General features: G+C 44.5%; 18 protein-coding genes and 1 pseudogene. 16 read left to right on the forward strand and 3 right to left on the reverse strand.

Annotated elements, in window-relative coordinates; all coding sequences use genetic code 11:
* Positions 1-1319: pseudogene (locus DB48_RS06850) on the reverse strand (aminopeptidase P N-terminal domain-containing protein).
* A gap of 168 nt (positions 1320-1487) precedes the next feature.
* On the opposite strand from DB48_RS06850, the gene gmhB reads away from it, so the two are divergent.
* Positions 1488-2048 carry a D-glycero-beta-D-manno-heptose 1,7-bisphosphate 7-phosphatase gene (gmhB, locus tag DB48_RS06855; protein WP_152619109.1) on the forward strand — a complete coding sequence of 187 codons (561 nt, stop codon included), beginning with the start codon at positions 1488-1490 and terminating at the stop codon, positions 2046-2048.
* A gap of 88 nt (positions 2049-2136) precedes the next feature.
* Here the strand turns inward: gmhB and DB48_RS06860 are convergent, their stop codons facing one another.
* The gene (locus DB48_RS06860; protein ID WP_082035597.1) at positions 2137-4335 is read right to left on the reverse strand and encodes a sulfatase-like hydrolase/transferase; all 2199 of its coding nucleotides are present in this window, start codon (positions 4333-4335) and stop codon (positions 2137-2139) included.
* Positions 4336-4436: 101 nt separating this feature from the next.
* Positions 4437-4772, reverse strand: coding sequence for a hypothetical protein (locus DB48_RS19655; protein WP_052813680.1), 336 nt, complete (start codon positions 4770-4772; stop codon positions 4437-4439).
* Between the two features lie 319 nt (positions 4773-5091).
* Between DB48_RS19655 and DB48_RS06870 the strand changes: the two genes are divergently transcribed.
* From DB48_RS06870 to DB48_RS06940, 15 genes are all read left to right on the forward strand, one after another.
* The gene (locus tag DB48_RS06870) at positions 5092-6606 is read left to right on the forward strand and encodes a L,D-transpeptidase family protein (RefSeq protein ID WP_052813681.1); all 1515 of its coding nucleotides are present in this window, start codon (positions 5092-5094) and stop codon (positions 6604-6606) included.
* Between the two features lie 534 nt (positions 6607-7140).
* Positions 7141-7335, forward strand: a complete 195-nt coding sequence (locus DB48_RS06875; protein WP_041509514.1) for a Flp family type IVb pilin — start codon at positions 7141-7143, stop codon at positions 7333-7335.
* Positions 7336-7438: 103 nt separating this feature from the next.
* Positions 7439-8002, forward strand: coding sequence for an A24 family peptidase (locus DB48_RS06880; protein WP_041509515.1), 564 nt, complete (start codon positions 7439-7441; stop codon positions 8000-8002).
* Between the two features lie 11 nt (positions 8003-8013).
* Positions 8014-9354, forward strand: coding sequence for an AAA family ATPase (locus tag DB48_RS06885; protein ID WP_200890544.1), 1341 nt, complete (start codon positions 8014-8016; stop codon positions 9352-9354).
* Between the two features lie 50 nt (positions 9355-9404).
* Positions 9405-10244, forward strand: coding sequence for a Flp pilus assembly protein CpaB (gene cpaB / locus DB48_RS06890; protein WP_041509516.1), 840 nt, complete (start codon positions 9405-9407; stop codon positions 10242-10244).
* Between the two features lie 50 nt (positions 10245-10294).
* Entirely contained in the window at positions 10295-11752 is a 1458-nt protein-coding gene (locus DB48_RS06895; RefSeq protein WP_041509517.1) for a type II and III secretion system protein family protein, read from the forward strand.
* A gap of 15 nt (positions 11753-11767) precedes the next feature.
* The gene (locus tag DB48_RS20390) at positions 11768-12055 is read left to right on the forward strand and encodes a hypothetical protein (protein ID WP_041509518.1); all 288 of its coding nucleotides are present in this window, start codon (positions 11768-11770) and stop codon (positions 12053-12055) included.
* Positions 12056-12105: 50 nt separating this feature from the next.
* Entirely contained in the window at positions 12106-13377 is a 1272-nt protein-coding gene (locus DB48_RS06905; RefSeq protein ID WP_235375353.1) for a pilus assembly protein TadG-related protein, read from the forward strand.
* Between the two features lie 9 nt (positions 13378-13386).
* Positions 13387-13860, forward strand: a complete 474-nt coding sequence (locus DB48_RS06910) for a TadE/TadG family type IV pilus assembly protein (protein WP_041509520.1) — start codon at positions 13387-13389, stop codon at positions 13858-13860.
* Positions 13857-14291, forward strand: a complete 435-nt coding sequence (locus DB48_RS06915) for a TadE/TadG family type IV pilus assembly protein (RefSeq protein WP_041509521.1) — start codon at positions 13857-13859, stop codon at positions 14289-14291. Before DB48_RS06910 ends, DB48_RS06915 begins: the two co-directional genes overlap by 4 nt.
* A gap of 81 nt (positions 14292-14372) precedes the next feature.
* Positions 14373-15620 carry an AAA family ATPase gene (locus DB48_RS06920; RefSeq protein WP_041509522.1) on the forward strand — a complete coding sequence of 416 codons (1248 nt, stop codon included), beginning with the start codon at positions 14373-14375 and terminating at the stop codon, positions 15618-15620.
* A 15-nt stretch (positions 15621-15635) separates the two neighbouring features.
* Complete coding sequence (locus DB48_RS06925) at positions 15636-16961, forward strand: CpaF family protein (protein ID WP_041509578.1); 1326 nt, start codon at positions 15636-15638, stop codon at positions 16959-16961.
* Between the two features lie 11 nt (positions 16962-16972).
* Positions 16973-17950, forward strand: a complete 978-nt coding sequence (locus tag DB48_RS06930; RefSeq protein WP_041509523.1) for a type II secretion system F family protein — start codon at positions 16973-16975, stop codon at positions 17948-17950.
* 1 nt (position 17951) lies between these two features.
* Complete coding sequence (locus DB48_RS06935) at positions 17952-18923, forward strand: type II secretion system F family protein (RefSeq protein ID WP_041509524.1); 972 nt, start codon at positions 17952-17954, stop codon at positions 18921-18923.
* A gap of 51 nt (positions 18924-18974) precedes the next feature.
* Complete coding sequence (locus DB48_RS06940) at positions 18975-19970, forward strand: tetratricopeptide repeat protein (protein WP_041509525.1); 996 nt, start codon at positions 18975-18977, stop codon at positions 19968-19970.
* Positions 19971-20851: the final 881 nt, after the last annotated feature.

Consider the following 20851-nt stretch of genomic DNA (forward strand, 5'->3'; position numbering starts at 1 on the left):
TCAGCCTTGCTGCATGAAGGCCTCTATCTCTGCTATGGAACGTGGTACCTGTTTTGATAGGTTCTCATGGCCGTCGGCGGTGACCAAGATATCGTCTTCGATGCGGATCCCCATGCCGCGGTAGGCTTCGGGCACATCTGTGGCTGACTCGGGGATATAGATACCTGGCTCTATGGTAAAGATCATCCCCGCCTCAAGCTGACGCCACTGGCCGTTTTCATCATGATAGGGGCCGACATCATGGACATCCATCCCCAGCCAGTGCCCCGTCTTATGCACGGTGAAGCGTTTGTAGCTTTCGCTGGCCATGATCTCCTCATAGCTTCCCTGTAATAGGCCGAGTTCGATGAGGCCGCGGGCCATCACCTGCATGCAGGTCTCATAGAGCTCGTTCCATGGCGTGCCGGGGGTTACCTTGGCGATAGCGGCATCCAGTGCATCCAATACTAGCTGGTGATCGCCCCTTGGGCTTGGGTAAACTTACCATCGACCGGATAGCTGCGGGTGATATCGGCGGCGTAGTGGTTGAGCTCGGCGCCGGCGTCGATCAGCAGCATCTGGCCAGATTGGGTCTGACAGCAGTTCTCTTCATAATGTAGGCAGCAGGCGTTGTTGCCCGCCGCTACTATGTTGGGATAGGCGACCTCGTTAGCGCCGTGTGCGGCGATAGCATAGTTAAAGCTTGCGGCCAGCTGCGCCTCATTGATGTCTGCGCGGCAGGCCTTCATCACTGCCTTGTGGCCATCGACAGAAGCGTTAACCGCGGCGCGTATTGCCGCTTGTTCGCTCTCATCTTTGATCACCCTAAGTGGATGAAGGTATTTGGCCAGTGGCGTGATGCTCCGATAATATTTGGGCGTATCGAAACCGCTGGCTTGGCGCTGGGCGTTACACCAATCGATTAATTTGTGGTTAAAGCGGCCCAGTTCGTCACTGATAAATACCTGACGCTGATGGGTGAGATTCGATGCCATCACGGTATCTAGTTCGGCGATGTCAAAGGCCTGAGTCGCGCCGAATTTTTCGATGGCACCGGTAATGCCCGCCCTGGCACCGAAGCTGACCTCCTGTTGAGGGTCTTTTGGGCGACATAGCAAGGTATAGATTATCTCTCTTTGGGGGCCACGATAGAGTAATGCGACGGCGTCAGGCTCGTTAAACCCTGTAAGGTAAAGAAAATCATTGTCTTGGCGAAAGTGATACTTGATGTTCTTGCTACGTACCTTTTGCTGATAACCGACAAGAATCACAAAGCTGTCGTCGGGGAGCTTATCCATGAGGCGTTGGCGTCTGATTGAGTGAAGGGTGTTTACTGGCATCTCTATCTCTTGTGTAGCTATTAGCGATTGGTTTAACTATATTTGTATATTTTATTCATTTCTAGTCCCCTTCGACTTTATTCGTGATTGTGCGGTGCATTTTGTTGATTCAAGTGTGATAATACTGTTCAACTAATTATTGGGTTCAATCGAATTGGGGAAGTTTTCGTGAATCGTGCCGTTTTCCTGGATAGAGATGGAGTGATTAATGTCGACCATGGTTATGTGCATCAGGTCGATGATTTCGAATATGTCGAAGGCGTATTCGAAGCGTGCGCCGCGTTAAAGCAGCAAGGCTATAAGCTGGTGGTGGTGACTAATCAGTCGGGTATTGCCCGTGGACTCTACACGGAAGATCAGTTTCATAGTCTGACCGAATGGATGGATTGGAACTTCGCCGATAAAGGTGTCGACCTTGATGGTATCTATTACTGTCCCCATCACAGTGAGAAAGGCATAGGCGAGTATAAACAGGACTGTGATTGTCGTAAGCCTAAGCCGGGCATGCTCAAGAGTGCGGCGCAGTTCTTGAAGATAGATCTTAGCCGTTCAGTCATGGTGGGCGACAAGCGTGACGACATGTTGGCTGCGCAGGCCGCAGGAGTGCCGACCCGAATCTTAGTGCGCACGGGTAAAACGGTGACAGATGAGGCTATTGCCGCCGCCAGCATCGTTTTAGACTCTGTCGCCGATGTGCCCGCTTACCTAAGTTCTTTACAAGACGCTTAATGCTTTAAGCGCAGCATTTAATTTAAACCCGAGTCGCTGATTAATGCTTATCTAGGCTAATGTCTACTGAAGCTAGTGTTTACTGAGACTAGTGTTTACCTAGATTAGTCTTTACCTTAGGCGGCGATATATTTTGTCCCTTGGCATACTCAGCGCCATCTGTGTTGGCGCTGAGTAGCCGCTGCTTAAAGGCAAGGCTACACTCGCTGCGCGGCGTGTCAATAAAGTCAGCTTGATAGTGTTGACATAGTGAATCGAGCATAGCTTCCCAAGGCGCATCACCCGAGTAGTCACTGAGGTTATACCAACGTTTGTTTGCCGTATCGACTAAGATAAGCCGCTCGTCTTTAGGTTGCATGACCAGTTGCCATTGCTGGGCATACACTGAACGCTGCTTTAACCGTATATTGTTGTGATAGGACTCAGGTTTCATCACAGCGCGACCATCTTTTCTAATTTCGTAATGAGATGCGGTTTCTGACATCACCTTTTTATCATCGATAAAGCTGGTATTAATTGAGGCTACCGGAAGCGATGACTCGACAAAGATATGTCGCTGGTTGTCGCTAGGAGTATGTGGTTCTGTTAAATCTTGAGGTAGTGGCTGACCGTCAAACTTCAAATTTTCAGATACCATTGCCTCGTCGTTTGTAGCAGAGAGGTTGGCAACTATGCTGGGTGCGACGTCAATTAGTGAAAATAAACCATCGACTTTGCCTGCTGGATTTACTGGTTTACCATTTCGATATCTTAATGACGCGAGCAGCACTTGCGATTGCTCCTGAGATAAAACATTGGTGCCATGGCCCCAGGCGGCAACATTGAGCGCCATTGGCTGCGCAGCATCGGCTGTTTGCGTTTCAGTATCGGTTGCCGCGAGTCTATCTTGACTCAACATGAACCCTTCACCGTGATCCGATAACAGGTACACCACAGCATTGTCTAATAGACCTCCCTGACGTAATTGGGCAATAAAGTTGGCAATTTGCATATCGACTTTTCTAATCATTTCGCCATACATATAGTGGTTGTAGTTACCATCCCAACGCGATTTATCTAATTCGATAAAGTCTTTTGAGGTAAAGGGCCAGTGTAACTGACAGAAATGTACGGCCAAAAAATTGGGTTTATCGACCGATAAGCTGTGTATCACCTCATGATTAAACAGCAAGGGATGGTAAGTTTTACCGTATGCGCGATTGATATAGAGGTAGGGGAACAAGTCACCCAATAACGGCAAGTTAATTGCCAAGTTTACCAAGGGAAGGTCGGCCACATTCGCTATAATCGCATCGGCGGCGCCCACCTTAGGACCAATCACACGGTCAAAGCCGTAACTCTTATCGATTTGGTTGAAGCGACGTTCATCTATGGCATAAGTAGTCTGATAGCCATTGGCGGCAAGCCGCTCTAATAGGGGGAAGGGTTTACTGACGAGTTCTGGCGGTGCAAGGTTGAATCTGGCTCCGTTATTTGTCGGATATAAGCCCGATAAAATTCCCATCCAGGCCACAAAGGTGCGTCCCAGTGGCGTATAGGTACGCTCATAAATCAGAGACTCTGATAATAGTTGATTCAGTGTTGGTGCAAGCGAAGGATCGGCGCCGCGATAGGCAAGATGATCTGGGCGCAAAGCATCAATACCAATGACAACAATATTAGGCTGATCACTATTGTTGGAAAAAACGGGTGTCGTTGTGTTGCGGGTAAATACATAGAGAGGCACAAAGCTAAATATCAATAGGCTAATCACAAGCAGGGCCCTCAATCCTCTGTTGTAATTGGCCAGTGTGCCCATTAAAGCATAGATAAGATTGGCTAACAGTAAGAGCCCCAAGGCGACTAGGGTGATACCCGTCGCCAGCGGCGTGCCGCGAAAAAAACCCAGTAATGATGTTGGATAGAAATAGGCATTGGCCGACAGAACCCAAATGCAATGCAGGAGTAACAACACTAACCAAATCTGTGTCTTAACATTGTCATTAGCTGTGATGGCAAACCATGGACGACAGGAAAGGGTGATCACCAAAGCCCAGCATGCATGGAGTATCAACACCATAAGCGCAAAATAACTTAGGTCTAACAATAATCCTTCAGTGAGCAGATACTCAGCTTCGATGCGCGTCATGGCATTGGCAAGAGAAAAGGCGGAATAATATTGCAGTAACTGTTTAAAGTTAATCGCAATGACCATGAAAAAAATGAGCATGGCTAGCGTTCTAAAAAAAGTGCGCTTGAGTGAGATGGCATTCGTCGATGTTGTGGTTAACTCTGCGTCGTCAGGCATAGTCTCTCTCTATTGGATTGCGGCGGAAATACTCAAAGTATCTCTATCCTCATTTGACCTCGTTCAGCTCATCTCGCTCTTTAATCATCCTTCATAGTGCGTCATTGATGCGGCAATGGGGGAGCAGCCTGCTCTCTTGCTGTTTGCGCATCGAGTGTCGTAGGCGGCATTAGTGTTGAGTCAGTTGATGAATCCTTTGTTCTAACCTGAAAGTCGTTGAAGTGATTTAATAAACCATCTTCATTACCTGAGGGCCAATCACCTAGCAATAAATAGCGCTCGGCTAATGTCGCACCAGATTCAACCTCGGTTTTTAGTTTAAAACGAGCATTAGCCACGGTAAAAGCGGGATAGATAATGACCAGCAGTAATACGATTATCAGCAAAATTAAAGTCAGCTGAAGTATCTGCTGGCGAGTTAACTCCATTTTTATCATGGTGTTATATCGTCCTATTGAAGTGACCTCATCTATAAAAGAGGCGATTAGTTACCTGTTGGGTAAAGTATAGATGAATAATTTATCTCTGATGTTTAGGCGATTTGGAGGACGATAATTCAAGCTTTTAAATTAAGAAATAATCTTGTCTTAGCGCTATGCCTGAACTAAACCTGAGCTAACCGTAATGATGAATTTGTCTCTTTGCCGCCAGAAAGGTCGTTGCACTGACCACTGCTGGTTGGCGTGATTTACCTATAATGTTACAGGAGGATACCGTCACTATATTTCTTCTGTTGAATAGGATGGGCTCGACAATATGAAATTGCTCTTATCTTATATCCCGACCGTTTTTGCTTGTTTAATTAGCGCTAGCCTGAATTTCATCGGTCAATCCGCGCTGGCGGCAGACAATATGGTTCAGGGTACGCCGTTAAACCATCATGTCGTGACTAGTGAGCCTGAATTTATTTGGTTCGATCAGCGAGGGCCCAGGGCGTTAACCCTGGAGATGCTTGCCTTAGCCCAGGAACTAGGTTTTTGGCAGCAGATAGGCTTGTCAACGAATGAGGCGAGTGCGCAGGTGACAAGAGACTTAGACGATAGATATTCGCAGCTCTTTATTGAAATGCTGAAAACATTAAGGCTAGGGCAGGGAGATGAAGCCTTGTCGAGCATTCAACAGCTACGCCGCGCAGTGCAAACTGAGCAGCTTCATGAGCTACTCGACACCATGTTACCTGAGCACAAGCAGGTGCAACTGTTACGTGAACAAATTAGACGTTATCAACAGCTTGAAAAGTATGTATGGCCAGCCATCTCCGCTAGGCAATACCGTTTGGGTCAGCGGTCGCCCGAAATCGCCAAGTTGAGGTGGATGCTCACTCAATTAGGCGACTTACCAATTAAACCGTCTAATACCTATAGAGAGGCGATTTATGACCCTGCTATGGTCAGCGCCATAAAGCATTTTCAACTAAGGCATGGGCTACCTGAAAGCGGAGAGTTAGACAGCTCGACCCGCAAAGCACTGCAGATATCACCTTCACAAAAGATTGCTCATCTGCGCCAAGCGTTATTTCGTTGGTTTGCGTTACCCATTCAATTGCCGGAGCGATACTTGTGGGTCAATATTCCTGCGTACCAATTACAGGTAATGGAGAATGATACCAGTGTATTGAGTATGCGAGTGATTGTCGGCAAACCCGAAACGCCGACGCCACAAATGGTGACAACACTGAACCTGGTGACACTGAATCCAACCTGGACTCCACCTCGAAGTATTGTATATGGTGAGTTACTGCCGAAAAATGGTCAAAATCCTGGGTATCTTGCCGCCCACGGATTTGAGCTGCGTAAGGTGACTCAGGGTCACTCCTTAGCGTTACCATTAACAAACCATTCTTCTAAGCAAATTGCGGCGCTATTGGGCGAGTATCAACTTGTTCAGCAACCAGGTGCTAATAATTCATTGGGACGGTATAGATTTTCGATTCCGAATAATGCAGCCATTTACTTGCATGACACGCCCGCAAAGCAAATGTTTACGCGTCAAGATCGCGCCTTGAGTCATGGCTGTGTGCGTTTAGAAAAAGCTGACATCTTAGCCAAGTACCTTTTTACTCGGCACACTGATCAGTCGCCAGTGGTTATCAAAGAAGCATTAGCACAAAAATTGCCGCGGTATTATAAGCTCGCTGAGCCTTTACCCGTACTGATTACCTATTTAACGACTTGGGTAGACACTGGAGGAGTGGTGCAATTTCGCCCCGATATCTACAAGTTGAATTCAACTCTAGCAGAGAGAGCCTCAGTTACAGATTTGGGGTTATAGGCCATCGCCTATAACCACCTTTATATTCTATCTAAGTGTTTTGTGTTTGTTTGGTTAATACTTTTGACTGACTTGATTGGCAAATTTGATATTGGCTTTCGTTGTCAAATACACAATGTATCATCAAGTCTTACGTCTTCTTCTTACGACAAAATCTCGCAACTACTTGTTAGTAAGAGCTTTCCAAACTAGCTAGGTTTGAATAAAAATTAGCTCCCCATAGCACAATAATCCTCTTAAAGTTGTTTGTTTTTTAATCTATGTATCGTGAAAACTTTGCTACCCTTAAATGTAACGGCAATGTTGGATTATGCAGTTTTTCCAATATTGCTGTTCGACAGGTTAGGTAGCGAGTGATGAAGCTTATTCCTGTCATGATTAAAAATCGGCAACAGGAACACATATTCGGTAGCAAGTCATGGCACTGATGGATACGAGGTGATGAAGCTGATAGCAAGGCAAGATAGATGGGTAATCGCTTCTGTGAGCTCAGCGGCTATACAAAGCACCTCTTTGGGTCGTTAGGAGATAACTATGAACCTTACAAGCTTATTTAAAGATTTTATTGAAGATGAAAGTGGCTTAACGGCAGTGGAATATGCCATTGCCGGTGGCCTGGTTGTGGGCGGGATGATTGCCGCATTTAACCTATTAGGTGAAAACGCAACAGATAAGATTGATTGTCTAGCCTCTGCTGTTAATGGTAATAGCCAAGACTGTACAAACTAATTAAGGCATTCAGCTTGTGATAGAGGTGCCTAGTTTGGCTTGAATACTAGGCACCTATGCTATTTGGATAATGTTAAATGCCTATCTAAGAGATACGATCTCAATGACAGATGCCCAATTATTACTTCAAATCACGTTGGCGGCGCTGTTTTTCATCATAGCCATCGCCACAGATTTAAGGTCGCATCGCATTCCTAACGCCTTGTCGCTTGCGGCGATTTTCTGTGGTTTTGCCATCAACGGATATTATGCACAAATCAATGGTTTACTCTTAGCCAGTTTTGGTTTTGCACTGGCGTTTATTATTTTGTTTCCTGTCTTCATTTTTAGGCTACTCGGCGCTGGCGATATTAAATTGATGATGGGAATTGGTGCCCTAATGGGGCCAGAGCTTTTGGCATGGAGTCTCTTATATGGCGTCGCCGCAGGCGCTGTCACTAGCGTATTACTCGTGTTGTGGCGCACGGGGTTGAGTGGCGTTGTTAACACCCTTAAACGTTATTGGGACTGTATTTATTGCCGAACCTACTTTAAACCTGAGCCTAATGAAGCAGCAGGGCAGAAAGTGCCCTATGCACCGGCATTGGCCATAGGCTGGCTGGTGGCTTGCAGTATTAACTATGATTTGCCAAGTGTCTATTTGCAGTTAAGTCATTATTTGGGATAGGAAGTCTAATTATGTTGCAATCGGATATGGGTCATTCTGTAGATGTTCAATCATCATCTCAGCCTAGAGACCATGAACACATTGGTGATGTGAGTAAGTTGGCTCCTAAGCCTATTTCCATAGATGATACAGGTTTATCTGAAGCATTATTATTAGATTTATTGGTTAAACACATATTTACCGCAGGTGTAGTCACTAAAGAATTGATGGTCGCCAAAATGGGCATAACGGGAGGTATCTTGCAACAATTGCTCGATACCGCCAAGAAGCTAGGCTGGGTTGAAAACCGACAAACGACGGCTGATGGCCAGATGCGCTATGCCTTGAGTCATACGGGTGAGATTCACGCAAAGTTAGTTTTTAGCCGCAGCGGTTATCTCGGACTGGCTCCCGTACCCCTTAAACAATACATACCCATCTGTAAACAACAATCTAGCAGAGCGCGCCCCATTACCTATGAGATGCTTGAGCAAGGGCTTAAAGCGCTCGTGTTACCGCAAGACCTACTCTATAAAATTGGGCCGGCAATGAATTCCAGTCGGCCTGTATTGATATACGGCCCACCTGGAACAGGTAAAAGCTACCTGTGTCGCAACCTAAATCTGACTTTGGGCGATGCAGTGTTAATTCCCTATGCGATTGCTATTGGCAATGAAATCATTCAGGTCTTTGACCCTGAATTGCATCATCGCACCGAAGTTGAGGCAACGAATAACCCATTAGATTTAGGCAGTGGCCATGATCCAAGATGGATTCAATGCCAACGTCCGCTTCGGATCACTGGTGGTGAGCTCACGAGTGAAATGCTAGAGGTACAATTTGATGCCCATAGCCGGACGTATATGGCCCCACTGCAGCTTAAGGCCAACAATGGCATCTTGTTACTCGATGATTTAGGGCGACAACGCATCAGTGCGAAACAACTCTTTAACCGTTGGATCATACCGATGGAAGAGCATAGAGATTTTTTGAGCCTACAGTCTGGCGAACATTTTGAGATCCCATTCGAGCTAATTCTACTCTTCTCTACTAACCTTGATCCTAAAGAGTTAGTCGATGAAGCATTTCTTCGGCGACTTGGTTACAAGATCCATTTTGATGCACTAGATGAGTCACTCTACCGCAAGATTTGGTTTCAGGTATGTGATGAATTAGCGCTGAGCTGTGACGAAGAGGCATTTACATACCTGCTGAGGGAATATCATCAAAAGTTTGCTAAGCCTTTGATTCCTTGTTATCCACGAGATTTACTCGGCATTATGTTTGACCAAATCTGTTTTATGAAGCTTGAACCAGTGGTGACACAGCCTCTCATCGACTCAGCATGGTCTATTTATTTTGTTGAGAGTTGATGTTAAGGCGCTGTCTTAGTTGACATTATGGTTAACGACGGGAGTTCATTATGAATAACAAAACGATTCTATTTGTCGTCTTGTCAGTGATATTTGGTGTAATAGCGGTTTTCCTCGCTCAAAATTGGCTTGAGTCCAACACCAGTGGTACCAAGGTGGCAAACACCACCAACGTGGTAACAGTGTCAAGCTTGGTGCCTATGGGGACCATTGTTGATCGCAAGCATTTAGTTCTCACCGCTGTCCCTGAAGGCATCGTGCCTAAAGGCTCTGTGACCAAGTTTGAAGATGCCGAAGGAAAGGTCGTAAATCAAAAGCTGTACCCTGGTGAGATTTTACGCCAAGAAAAACTGATCAATAAAGGTGAGGGGAGCACATTAGCTAGCCTTATTCAGCCTAATATGCGAGCAGTTACCATAAGGGTAAACGATGTGGTTGGCGTAGCAGGTTTCTTGCTCCCAGGTAACCGAGTAGATGTAATCAACCTTTTTAAAGAGGGGGATTATAAGACTGATGTGGTGCTTTCTAATGTAAAGATTTTGGCTATCGATCAACGTGCGTCAAATGATGAGAATAAACCCGTGCTGGTTAGAGCGGTTACCTTAGAGCTGAGTATGGCTCAAGCGGAACAGTTGTTGGTTGCGAAAGGGCGTGGCTCACTGCAATTAGCCTTAAGAAACCCCAATGATGATGCACAAGTTGAGGTGGCTTTACTCAATCAAGACAAATCTGAGCCGTCCGAGTCGAATAAGCCACTCGTTGAGGCTCAGCCTGTAGTCATTAAGCCATCAATACCAACTGAAAAGGTCGTATATGTTCAGTCTGGCTCTAAATCTAAGGTGCTAATATTAAAAGGAATACAAGAACAAGAGGTTAAGGTAAATGATTAATCGCTTAAGTACATACTTGATACAACCCATGGGTTGAAGAGGAGTGGACTATGCTACGTTCGACTGGCAAAAACTGGAAGCTAGGATGCATGTTCTTGGTGCTCATTTCGGCCTTGATGCATCTACCAGTAATGGCTGGAGGGCCATTTGAGGGAGCAAAGGAGTTAAAGCAGATCCCTATCTTTAAATCTCGTGTCTTACCATTACCTAAATCGGTACAAAGAGTCTCTGTTGGGAACCCTGATATCGCAGATATCAAGCTCTTACCCAAGAATAATCTGTATGTACTGGGTAAAAAGTTGGGTAGTACGAATGTGATGATCTGGGATGAAAACGAAATATTAACCAGTGTCATGGATATTGAAGTGACCCATGATTTAAATGGATTAAAATTACGTTTGCATGAGTTTTTACCCACAGAAAAACTGGCAGTACAAACCTCTCAGGGACAACTTTTATTAAGTGGTCAGGCTTCCAATCTACAAAAAATGAACACTGCAATGGAGTTGGCTCAGGCATATGTGGATGCGGCGCCTACGGTAGGTAAACCCAAAAGTACGGTATTAAACATGATGACCATAGGAGGCGGTCACCAAGTGATGCTTGAAGTGGTCGTTGCCGAGGTTCAGCGAGAAATCGCGCGTCAGTTTGATTCAAAATTTCTGATCTTTAATCAAGGCTCACACCTGTCCGGCGGTGTCGTTGGTGGCGGTGGTGGATTCGTCGATTCGGGTATTGGTGGAGTAACCAGTAAAGGCTTTTTCGCTCAGTATATTAACCAAGACTTACTGATAAACTTTGCCCTCGATGTGGCTAAACAAAATGGATTAGCCAAGGTGTTGGCTGAGCCCAATGTGACTGCTATGAGTGGTCAATCAGCCGAGTTCTTATCCGGTGGCGAATTTCCCGTTCCTGTGCCAGACAAAGATGGTAGCACTACGATTCAATATCGTGATTTTGGTGTCGGGGTGAAGTTTTTACCCACTGTGTTGGATTCAGGCCAGATAAATTTAAATTTGGACGTAGTTGTTAGTGAATTAAGTAATTCTAATTCTGTTTCGATATCAGGGAGCAATACCACTTCAGTTTTAATTGTTCCCTCTCTGGTTAAACGCAGCACAGCGACAACGGTTGAGTTGGCCGACGGTCAAACGATCGCCATTAGTGGCCTGATTAGCGACACCTTACGTGAAAATATCGACAAGGTGCCAGGTCTCGGTGATGTTCCTGTATTTGGACAACTCTTTTCCAGCAAGAGTTTTCGTAGTGGCCAGACAGAGCTAGTGATTTTAGTGACGCCTCGCTTAGTGAGACCTTTCAATAAAAAGGATGTTGTCCTTCCCACAGATGGCTTTGTTGCTCCATCGGATGTCGAGTTTTATCTACTGGGTAAAAGCTCTACCAAGGAGCGTCCTAAGGACAAGGCGGATACGCCATACGAACCTGTGATGTCTAATATCAAAATTGAAAACAGTGGCACTCAACAGAAATACGGCCATTCACTTTAGATTGGAGTGATGAGTATGAACAGTTTTAATGTCAGAGTGAGTGAAGTGAACAAGTGGCTATGTATTATTGCATGCAGTTTACTTGTGTCGGCTTGTGCTAACGAACACAACTTCTCTATGGGAGACAGCTATTTACAAGTGAGAGATGTTCAAGTTCTCGATCCTGAAGCCTCTGAGCGTAACGACGGATTAGTCTTAAGCTTAGAGGGTAACTATGGTCGTCAAGTGATGTTGAATTATCGAGAAAGTAGTGAAAGTCCCACTAAGGCTAAAGAGCTAGGCACCTCGATGATAATTGAATAATTATTAGTCGGAGATCAAATATGTATGGCACGTCAGGCAATGATTCGATAATGCATATAGGTGTAAGGCGTCAGCGCGGTGCAATTTTGGTGATGTTTACCATAGGCTTATTTTCGTTGCTTGCAGTGGCCGCATTAGCCCTGGATGGTGGTCATATGTTACTGAGCAAGGGGCGGTTACAAAATGCTGTGGATGCCTCGGCCCTGCATGCAGCTAAAGCACTCGATAACGGTGCAACGCTAGCGCAAGCAAGGCAGGCGGCAGTGAGCATGTTGTCACAGAATCTTGCTTTTAAAGAAAACAATGAACTGGAAACTAATATCAGCTTTAGCCCTGCCGATTACAGCACAAATAATGTAACGAGTAATATCTCGATTGAGTTCTCAGTTTTGCCCGACCCCTTCATCCCTGTCACTATCGAAGGGAGTGAATATGTCAGAGTGAGAGTTGAAAATGTTGGTTTAGATAATTTTCTTGCCCAACTGTTAAGTTTCAATAAACGTGTTAGGGCATCAGCGGTCGCGGGGCGAAGTACTGATATAACTTGCAACAATAAAATTGTGCCCTTATTGGTTTGTGCAGTGAATGATGATCCCGATTATACCGTAACCGGCCCAAATGGAGAGCAAGTACCGGCCCCCTATGGCATAGAGACTAACAGCCTGTACGCTATGAAGTCGGGTTCAGCGCAGGCAAGTGATGAAGCTATCGGGCCGGGTAATTTTCAATTATTAGCTTTGGACGGCACAGGGGCCGATGTTATGCGCGAGGCGCTGGCGGGTGAATACTCAACGAATAGCTGTGTTGGAGCAGGTGATTTCGTACCGACAGAGCCTGGTAATAATGTTGGCCCTGTGTCTCAAGGTCTGAATACCCGTTTTGGTCAGTGGCAAGGCGGGGGGTTGAATTCCACGGATCACCCAAGAGATCGCAACATATGCCAGGGAGAACGCATTAATCTTGATGCCGATGGTAACATAGCGAACCCTAGCGCCGCCTACTATAGTCATGGCCAATATTTAGCGGATTCCAATATCGATAATTGTATAGACAGTACTATAGACGCAAATTATCGCAGAGAGATGCCAGTGGTTATTGGTGTTTGCGATGGACTGACCAATGGCCGTAATGAAATTGAAGTTAAAACGACTGGTTGTTTTTTCTTGGTACAAGATGTTGACCAAGGTGGGCAAGAATCCTTTGTAGTGGGGGAGTTTGTGACCGAGTGTCCAGGAACTGGCAATGCATCGGTCGATCCCGATTTCGTCAGCAATAATCATACAATAGTGCTTTATAAAGATCCTGATAGCCCAGACTCCTAGGAGAATGCAATGAACTTTTCGTTACAAAAGGGCGTCGCGGCAGTTGAAATGACCATTCTATTGCCTTTTATGTTGCTACTGGTTTTTGCAACCGGAGAGTTGGGTCATTTTTTGTTTCAATATAATACCCTGACTAAGTTAGTTCGCGATGCTGGATTGTATTTAGGGGCTCATGCAGATACTCAGCAAACATCAATCCTTCCCAATCCATTGATTGATGAAGAGTGTGGTAATTGTATTTCAAAGACTAAAAATTTACTCCTCTATGGTAAGACGACTGTAGGAGCAAGCCCGATCTTAAAAGGGTTGAGTGCGTCAGATATTAATATTGTTGAGTCTCCAGCCGGCAGCCGAAGATTGGTTATTTCGGTGTCGTACGACTGGCAACCGATACTGGGGGAGAAACTTACTACTTTTGGCCTGGGCAATGAGGTCGATCTTAGCTTTAATCTCAATACTAACTATGCGGTTATAGCGTTATGAGAAGAGATAAAGGCATCTATACTGTTGAGTTTGCAATTGTTGCGGCAGTGTTTTTTATCTTACTGTTTGGTGCCATTGAGGTTGGGCGACTATTGTATACATACAGTGTATTGCAGGAAGCTTCGCGCCGCGCAGCGAGATTAGCAATTGTGTGCCAGCCGACGACAAATATAGACAGTTTGGCTTTGTTTAACGGCAACAATTTGGTACCTAACTTAACTGCCGCTAACCTTGACATTAGCTATCTTCGCGATAATGGCGATCCAGCAACTGGCGCCGATATCGAGTTGGTCAAAGCAGAAATTAAAAATTATCAGCATGATCTCTGGATACCCGGATTACATCTCAGCCTAAATTCGCCAGTATTTACCACCACGCTCCCGCGAGAGAGCTTGGGGGTTTTTCCTGGAGGAAGCACCATCTGTCAATAATCACGATATTAGTGTGATGACTCTCCGAATTAGCGACTATAGTAATGATAAGGATTGTTGTAGTAACTCAGGGTTGGCTATATGGACAAACCATTGAAATTATTCACTAGTAAATCTAGTAATGCTTCGAGTTTAGAGGAGAATATGGATTTTTATATGCCTTCTCCATTGAACGTCTTGTTGATAGATGTGCAAAAAGAGTTTTTACCCAAAATTGAGGCTAATTTAACTCAGTGTGTCAATTTACATTGGGAGAAAACTACAGATTTGACAGGAAGTAAAAGTGCCGATGCGTCAGGTAAGTCTTTTAACCTGATTTTGTTGGTCATTCCAAATGAAGAAGTGTTAGCTCAACAAGCCTTAGCATGTGCTGCCAGTTATAAGTCAGAGGTGATAATTCTAGGAAGAGATACCCCCCAAAAAGTAATACGACATGCCTTTCAATATGGAGTGAGTGATTTTATTCCTTTGGATGCGCCCGATATTGAACTGATCACAGCGCTTAAAAACATTGCCCAGCTGTTAAGCACCAAGGCTGAGCTTGCGCCTGTATTAGCCGTTGTTAACGGTAAGGGCGGCTCGGGCGCCAGTTTTATTGCGTCAAGCTTGGCTGCTATCGCCGCTGAGCGAGGTGATATGGATGTAGCTTTGTTAGATACTGACTTACACCATGGGGCACTAGCACACATTTTAGGAGTGGAGCCTAATTATTACCTTGTAGATGCTTTACAGGCCTTGGATGAACTCGATGAGGTTGCATTGCGTAGTGCAATGATTTCGAAAGGTAAGTTACATCTGCTTGCCGCGGCTCCTTTCTCATTATTAAATTTGCATCATGATATTAAGTTGGAAAATATATACGACTTAATATGGAAGTGCCGTCAGTTTAATGATCAAGTTATTTTAGATTATTCCCGTGGTCCAGAGTATTGGAATATTGAATTGCTCCGCAACGCAGACATTTTGTTGGTGGCGCAGCAAAATTTAATCATAATTAGAGAGGTAAAGGCGCTTATTCAACAGCTAATTAATCATTTGGGTATTGATAAGAGTAAAATCCATATATTGGTTAATCGATATAATAAGTCCGATGCACAAATAAAAATAAATGATATTAAGCATGCGCTTGGGATTGATTCAGTGTTTGTTGTGGGGAATGATTATAACTTGGCAAGCCAATGTGAGGACTTGGGTCGACCCATCACGGAAATAGCTAAAAAACAGAGAATGTACCTAGATTTAGTCGACTTGACTCAAAATTTAATTCCTGCGAATGGTGATGAGCCTAAAAAAGAGAAAGGCTTTTTGTCGCGTTTATTGGGACATTAGTTGAGGTGTCTTATGATGGAGAATAAGAGTTTTTCTGGTGAGGAAAGTTATCAACCCCTGAGTGTTGAAGAGCAAGAACTAAAAATAAAGTTGTATGATAAGTTACTTGGCGTGATGGATCTGTCATTGATTGAAACGGTTTCAGCAGATCAAGCTCGGGGTCAAATAAGTGAAATATGCGACAGGCTCATGAGTGATTTGCATATTCCAATTAACCTTGCATCTAGAAAAAGATTAATAAAACTCATTATTGATGAAGTATTAGGTTTGGGACCGCTAGAGACATTATTAGCAGATCCGACAGTTTCAGATATTTTGGTTAATTCTTTTGATAGGGTATATGTGGAGCGTCATGGTAAATTAGAGCATGTCAATGTTAAATTCCATAGCAATGCTCACCTTCTCAATATCATAGATCGTATTGTCTCTAGTGTCGGGCGTCGTATTGATGAGTCATCACCCATGGTTGATGCTCGATTGGCTGATGGCTCAAGGGTCAATGCCATCATTCCTCCCCTGGCCTTAGATGGCCCTTCGCTATCTATTCGACGCTTTGGCGTTGATAAATTAACGGCAAAAGAATTGATCGATTATGAGTCAATTACAGCTGACATGGTCGAACTTCTTCAAGGTGGCGTTAAGGGAAAGTTAAATGTATTGGTCTCAGGCGGTACCGGTAGCGGTAAAACCACATTACTTAATATGTTGTCTGGCTATATTCCTTCTGATGAACGTATTGTAACTATTGAAGATTCTGCCGAGCTGCAATTGCAGCAACCTCATACCGTCAGATTAGAGACACGTCCGCAAAACATCGAAGGTCGTGGTGAGGTGACGCAGCGAGATCTCGTTAAGAACTGTCTGCGGATGCGACCAGACAGAATCGTGGTTGGAGAGGTTCGTGGTGGTGAAGCATTAGATATGCTTACGGCGATGAATACTGGCCATGAAGGCTCGCTTACCACATTGCATGCCAATAGCCCTAGAGATGCGCTAGGCAGATTAGAGTATATGGTTTGCATGGCGGGATTTGATATGCCAGTGAGTAACATTAGAACTCAAATTGCTTCAGCTATCGATTTGGTCGTTCAACTTGAACGCCAAGAGGATGGGCGAAGGCGTGTGATTAGTATTCAGGAAATTAACGGCATGGAAGGCGATGTCATCACTATGTCTGAGATATTCCGTTTTACTCGCGAAGGTATCAATGAACATGGCCAGATAAAGGGCAGTTTTGAGGCTACCGGCGTCATCCCGGGTTTTCACTCTAAACTCAAACAACGTGGCATCGATTTACCTTATAAGTTGTTTAACTGCGGTGATCCTTTCGCTAAGTTTTAGGAGATACACCTATGCTTTCTAATGAAGTGATATTTTTAGGGTTAATATTCATCGCGGTTATTTTCCTTTCTCAAGCCCTATTTTTACCCGTGTATAGTCCACAGCGTGCTAATACTGCACAGGTTAGGAAACGTTTACAGAAGTTAGCACAGGAGTCTGGTGATGGAGTACTGGAAACCTCGTTGCTTAGAAAAAATCGTTTAAGCAAAGTGGGCGCGATAGGTCGAGCATTAGAGCATATAGGTTTTATAGAAGATTTAAGCTATCGACTGGAGCTTGCTGATTATCGTTTATTGGGTCATCAGTTCTTACTGTTAGCCCTGGTGACTGCCAGTGTGATTGGTGGGGCTAGCTGGTGGTATATGCGTGAACCATTAATGACTGTCTTCGTTGTTTTCATGGTTTTCATGTTGTTCTTTTTCAAGCTCAATAGAGACACTGCCAAAAGAATGGATGCGATCGAAGCGAGCTTTCCCGATGCCCTTGATGTATTAAGGCGTGCCTTACAAGCGGGCTATTCTTTTTCTGATGCCATTAAGTTAGTCACTGAAGAGATGGATGGACCCCTGGCTAAAGAGTTCAGCCTAATGTTTGCCAACATCAATTACAGCAAAGACACTAAAAGGGCCATTCTCGGATTCATCGAACGTGTACCAAGCGTGTCGGCCATGGCATTTGCAAGTGCCGTCATGGTGCAGAAGGAAACTGGGGGGAATTTAGCAGAAAATATCGATAACCTGTCTCAAGTCATCCGTAAGCGTTTTATGTTTCGTCGACGAGTGAAAACGCTATCGGCTGAGGGACGGCTTTCTGCTTGGATTTTAATTTTATTACCTTTTGTACTCTTTGCTGTTATCTACATCCAGACCCCTAGTTATGTCGGCGAACTCACAGGAACCGAAGATGGGCGTCGTCTCTTAATATGGGGCGCGATTGGTATGACACTCGGTGGCCTTTGGATCAGTAAATTGATTAGGATTGATATGTGATATGGACTACTTAATAGGACTTATTAATCAGCTCTTTGATGACCCCAAACACGTTGAATGGGCAATTTATATCGTTGCTGCGATAGTGGGAATAACACTCGCATTATCAGTTTCTTTCCTGATTAGCGGCGTCTATTCGCCCGTAAGAAAGCGTTTACAGCATATTACTGGTGAGCAGAGCCAATCAGGTGCCTATGAGCAAAGTGAAGTAAACAAGACCTTAGAGCATGGTATTGGAAAGTTAAGTAAGCTCTCTTTTTTGAATTTATCTAATGACGAGACTCGTCGACTACTAATACATGCGGGCTTGCATTCAGACAATGCATTGGCGGTATTTAGTGCAATTCGACTTTTGTTATTGCTGACTGGTGCAGTGATCTCTGTAGTGCTACTCCAATATTTTAATGATTTATCAGTCATGATCAGTATCTATTTAGTCTGTTTGATCATGGGGGTTTTGTTTTTGGCACCATCTACTATTTTGACCTATATGGCACATAAACGTATGCGTGCGCTGAGGGTCGGATTTCCTGATGCGCTTGACTTGCTGGTTGTTTGTTGTGAGGCGGGATTAGGGCTTTTAGCGGCTTTACAGCGTGTCGCAAGAGAGCTTTCATTAAGTCATCCTGACCTATCCAGTGAACTCGAATTGGTGTGCAATAAAATTAGAGCGGGACTGACAGTAAAAGTGGCCCTGAATGAGTTTACGGAACGCACAGGGCTAGAGGATATTAAGGGACTCAATTCGGCTATCTCACAGAGTATAAGGTTAGGTACCGGAATCGCAGCCACACTAAGGGTGTTTTCTGAGGAATACCGAGATAAGCGCTTACAACAAGCCGAAGAACAAGCGGCAAAGATGGCTGTAAAAATGATATTTCCGATGATGTTCTGTATATGGCCCTCTTTCTTTATTGTTGCCGTGGGCCCAGCTGTGATGAAAGTGATGAAAGTCTGGGGGCAAGCTTTCTAATTTAGCAATGGGGCAATATGTTGTGCTTTAAATAAACTAAGGAGTGAGTTTATGTTAACAAGGTTCGGGAGATCGCGGCGATTGACTGTTGTCGTGTTGGTTTTTTCACTCATTTTGTGTGGCTGCGCATCTACCAATGAGGAAGCTCAAATTTCTCCCAAACCGCAGCGCCAAGATCTATATAAGGGACAGTCTCAAATTGCTTTGGGAGCTAGTGCGCCCATATCTGAGCAGGATGCACTTAATCGAGCCATCGATGCAGAGCGAGCTGGTGACCTGGATAAGGCGCTTTATGCTTATATTCAAGCGTTAGATTTTAATCAGAACAATGCCGATACTTTTTATCAAATTGCGCGAATTAACTTGGCAAAAGGTAATCAAGACATAGCGTTTAAAGCGTATAACGAAGCTCTTACTATCGCTCCAGAGCACAAGTTAGCCAATGCTGAATTAGGGATTCTTGAGATTGACCAGCGTCAATACGCATTGGCTCGAAAACACCTTGAAAAGACCGTCATGCTCGATCAACAAAGATTAGCAAAGCAGAAGACGACCGCTGCGAATACTGGGTATATTGCTTTGGATGAGCTATCTCCTTTAAGAGTGTATAACGCATTGGGGATTTTAGAAGACCTCGAGAATTACCATCAGATGGCGAGGACCTATTTTTTGTTGGTCTTAGCGTTTCAGCCGCAATCGCCAATAATTGCCACTAACTTAGGTTACTCATTTTATCTTGTTGGCGACTATGAAAAAGCGGAAGTCTATCTTAAGCAGGCATTAAGAGCCGATCCCAGTTTTAATCGAGCGTGGTCAAATTTAGGTCTGGTCTACATACGACAAGGGTTGTATCGAAAAGCCCTGGCTAGTTTTGAGCAGACAATGTCCAAAGCTGATGCATTAAATGATCTGGGTTACTTTTTAATGTTAGAAGGCAAGTATGAGCAAGCGATCACTATGTTTAAGCAAGCGATAGACACTTCACCCACGTATTTTGAGCGCGCACAGAAAAACTTGAAGATAGCCTTGGCGTCTAAAATGAATTAACAATCAGGTCCGTTAACTCGATTTTAGCTTTAGCTAAGGTCTGGTCGAAGCACAATTACTCTTACTGGTTTTTTAGACTTTTCAAGATAGATCTATGCTGTCATAAGAGGTAATTAAATCATCAACGCAGGTATATCTGTGGTTTAGGGTAACTATAGGATAAGTCAAGGTACACTTTGATGGTGTTAAGTCTATGCCTGTATGCTCATGATAGTGGCCTGTATGCTCATGATAGTGGAGTGTATGCTCAAGAGAGCTCGCCGGTTTTTAACGAGAGAGCAGAGCCGTGTTGTCGTGGCCTGTGACTAGATGACGATATGTTTGTCGAGGAGAGGGCATGTTTGCCAAGGAGGGGGCGCCGACCTGTATTTCAGCGCTCATAGGTGAAAAGGTTACATATCCAGTCATGGCTACAGTCATGGCCGCCAGCATCGTTTGAGATTTTAGAGTCGATACGCCAGCTTACCAGGCATCATTAAATTGCGCTTTAATCATGGCTTGTCTTAATTAGGACTTGGCTTAATCAAGACTTAGATTAATCATGGCTTGGCTTAATCAGCGCAAAGCTTTAAATCCTCCTATCTTTCTGTCCTATCTTTTGTGCTATTCCTAGCTTCTATGGTGGGGATGAAGCGAGGTTTGGGGCCGATAGCCAGGTTATTGTCTATTGAAATATCGCCTTTCTGATGGGGAATCCATCACATTGTTCGATGTTTGAGCATTTGGGCCAGATTTATAAAACATTCTGAGAAAAGGCCTTGACGCCTTAGTCGCGCTGAGTAAAATACGCAGCCCTAGCCACTCGGAACTACCGAGATGTGCAAATGCTCTTTAACAATTTATCAAGTAATCTGTGTGGACACTCACAGGTATTGAGTTAA

The sequence above is a fragment of the Shewanella sp. cp20 genome, assembly GCF_000832025.1.
Classification (GTDB): domain Bacteria; phylum Pseudomonadota; class Gammaproteobacteria; order Enterobacterales; family Shewanellaceae; genus Shewanella.